The organism is Pirellulales bacterium (assembly GCA_035656635.1).
GTDB lineage: Bacteria > Planctomycetota > Planctomycetia > Pirellulales > JADZDJ01 > DATJYL01.
On record DASRSD010000083.1, the window covers coordinates 1 to 3,109 of the forward strand.

At 54.2% G+C, this 3,109-nt stretch carries 2 protein-coding genes and 1 tRNA gene; all 3 read right to left on the minus strand.

From position 1 onward, the window contains the following. Positions 1-2: 2 nt before the first annotated feature. Positions 3-76: transfer RNA gene (locus tag VFE46_07780), tRNA-Val, on the minus strand. A gap of 57 nt (positions 77-133) precedes the next feature. Next, complete coding sequence (aspS, locus tag VFE46_07785) at positions 134-1,900, minus strand: aspartate--tRNA ligase (GenBank protein ID HZZ27893.1); 1,767 nt, start codon at positions 1,898-1,900, stop codon at positions 134-136. 108 nt (positions 1,901-2,008) lie between these two features. Further along, positions 2,009-2,983 (minus strand): tRNA (adenosine(37)-N6)-dimethylallyltransferase MiaA, encoded by a 975-nt coding sequence (gene miaA, locus VFE46_07790; GenBank protein HZZ27894.1) that lies wholly within the window; start codon positions 2,981-2,983, stop codon positions 2,009-2,011. Positions 2,984-3,109: the final 126 nt, after the last annotated feature.

Here is a 3,109-nt window from a genome sequence, read left to right on the forward strand (position 1 = left end):
AATGGGCGGTACAGGACTCGAACCTGTGACCTCCTGGGTGTAAACCAGGCGCTCTAACCAACTGAGCTAACCGCCCGAATATACCGGATACATTTGCCGGCCATTCGCGTTGTACCATGCTGTGGCGACCGGCTTATTTAGCAATTGTAATGCCCAATTCTTTGAGTTGCTTCGGATCGACGGTGTTCGGCGCGTCGGTCATTAAATCCGTTGCTTTTTGCGTTTTGGGGAAAGCAATGCAATCGCGGATATTGTTCAAGTTGCCAAACAGCATTACCCAGCGGTCGATCCCCAGAGCAATGCCTCCGTGCGGCGGAGCTCCAAATTGAAGCGCATCGAGTAAAAATCCAAACCGCTCGCGGGCTTTTTGTCGATCAATTCCCAATAGTTCAAACACCTGCTGCTGCAATTCCTGATCGTGAATTCGGATCGTCCCGCCGCCCGCCTCAGAACCGTTGATCACTAAATCATAAGCCTGCGCCCGGCATTTAGCAGGCTCCGTTTTTAAGAGTTCCAAATCTTGTGGTCGCGGGGCAGTGAATGGGTGATGCATAGCGGCCCAAGTTTTTTCTTCGGCATCCCAGGCAAACATCGGAAATTCCACGATCCAGGAAAAATGCATTGCGGTAGGATCGTAGAGCTTCAATTCTTCGCCCAAGCGTTTGCGCAAGTTGTGCAAAGCTTTGCAGCAAATATCGAACGTATCGGCCACGAACAGCAAAAAGTCACCCGGCGCGGCCTGCATTCGCTGAGCGATTTTTGCCAATAGCGGCGCGGAAAAATTCTTGGCGATCGGCGAGGCCAAGGCACCACCTTCTTCCACCTTGAACCACGCCAAGCCTTTTGCACCGGAAACCTGGCAAATGGATGCGGTCAATTCGTCGATATCTTTTCGCGAGTATTTTGCCGCAGCTCCCTTGGCATTGATTCCACGCACATGCTGGCCGCCATCGGCTGCAGCACGAAACACGCGGAATTCCGCCTCGCGGGCTAAATCGGTTACGTCAACAATTTCCAGGCCGAAGCGCAAGTCGGGGGCATCATGGCCGAACCGTTCCATGGCTTCGTCGTAGGTCATCCGCGACAATGGGAGCTTCACGTCCAGCCCAAGGATTTCCTTAGCCAGTTTCGCGACCAAGCCGTCGATAATGCCGATCACATCGTCGGCTTGCACGAACGACATTTCCATATCGAGCTGCGTGAATTCCGGTTGCCGATCGGCTCGCAAATCTTCATCACGAAAACACCGGGCCACCTGCACGTAACGATCGTAGCCGGCCACCATCAAAATTTGCTTGTACAACTGCGGCGATTGGGGCAGGGCATAAAAGGCGCCGTGCTGAATGCGGCTGGGCACCAAATAATCGCGGGCCCCTTCCGGCGTGCTGCGGCCCAGTACCGGCGTTTCTACATCCAGAAAACCATGCTCGTCGAAGTAATCGCGCATGCCTTTGATCATGCGGTGCCGCAATTCCAAAATGCGTTGCGCTTCTGGCCGCCGCAAATCGAGAAAGCGATATTTCAACCGCAGATCTTCCCCGGGCAAATCTTGCGCTGTGGGTAAAAACGGCGGCGTGGCGGAACGGTTGAGAGCAACCACTTTTTCCACTCGCACTTCGATTTCACCAGTCGCCAATTTGGGATTGGCCGCCCCTTCCGGCCGTCGGGCCACACGACCGGTGACCATCAACACCCATTCGCAACGGATGGTTTTGGCGAGCTCCAAGTTTTCGGCTCCGCTCTCGGGCGACACAACTGCTTGCGCCTTGCCGTAACGATCGCGCAAATCGATGAACAGCACTCCTTGATGGTCGCGATAGGTGTCTACCCAGCCGCAAAGTGTGACCGTTTGGCCGACGTGGCTGGCCCGAAGTTCGCCGCAAGTGTGGGTACGATACAAGACATGATCCTTGAAAAAACGGATGGAAATCGAAGGGGCTATTCTAAATCGACGGGCCGTTTAGCGAAAGGTTCGTTTGCAAAAGAATGGAACTGCTCGGCATTGCGTCTAAGCCAAACCAATCGCCGCAATTCTCCGTGCGATTTCTTCGGGTTGAAAGTTTTCTCCCACTTCAATCCAACGGCATTCGCTGAGGCTGCGGAACCAAGTGAGCTGCCGCTTGGCAAATTGGCGCGTGCGAAGTTTGACTAGTTCAATGGTCGCGGGCAGATCTCGGTCGCCGTTGAGGAACTCGAGCACCTCCTTGTAGCCGACCGCCTGACCCGCCGTGCGGCTAAGTGCTTTGGTTCGTAGATTAATGTGCGGGTTTCTATCTTCCATCCTTTCACGTACGAGTAGCCGTTGCACTTCGTCAACCAAACCAGCAGCGAACATGGCATCAACTCGTTGTCTAATTCGCTGTTCCAGCTGTTCGCGCGACCAATCGAGCACGAACACACGGCACTCATCGGCCGGCCGACCTAGATCAAACTGATTCTGCATCTTGCTGATCGGCTGGCCGGTTGTGGAATGTACTTCCAGTGCGCGAATGATCCGGCGCACATCGTTCGGATGCAGTTTTGCTGCCGCCGTCGAATCAACTTGCTGCAATCGGCGATGTAGCGCCTCGGACCCGTCAACTTGCGCCACTTCGTCCAATTCCTGTCGCAGTTTCCAATCGGCGGATGGACCGCTGAACAACCCCCGCAACAGCGCTTTCAAATATAAGGCCGTGCCACCAACGAATAATATCTTTTTTCCTCGTGCCGTAATCTCGTTTGCGACTTTCTCCGCCGCGGCCAGATATTGGGCAACACTGAATTCATGGACCGGTTCGATAACATCAATCAAATGATGCGGCACAGCCCGGCGTTCCTCCAGAGAGGGCTTAGCAGTACCGATATCCATGCCATGGTATAACGCCATGGAATCCAATGAGATAATCTCGGCGTTGATTAGTTGCGCCAACTTCAGCCCGACGGCTGTTTTACCTGCCGCCGTCGGACCGGTGAGGTACCAGGCCTTTCGCAAGAATTCAGTCATGACCGCGATTGTGCCACCAGCTTTTGCCTAATTTTCCGGTTGCCTGTACGAACCTTCCTGACTATCGTAACATCTTTCTTGCGAGGGCGTCGGATTCGAGTTGTGAGGACGTCAACCAACACGGCA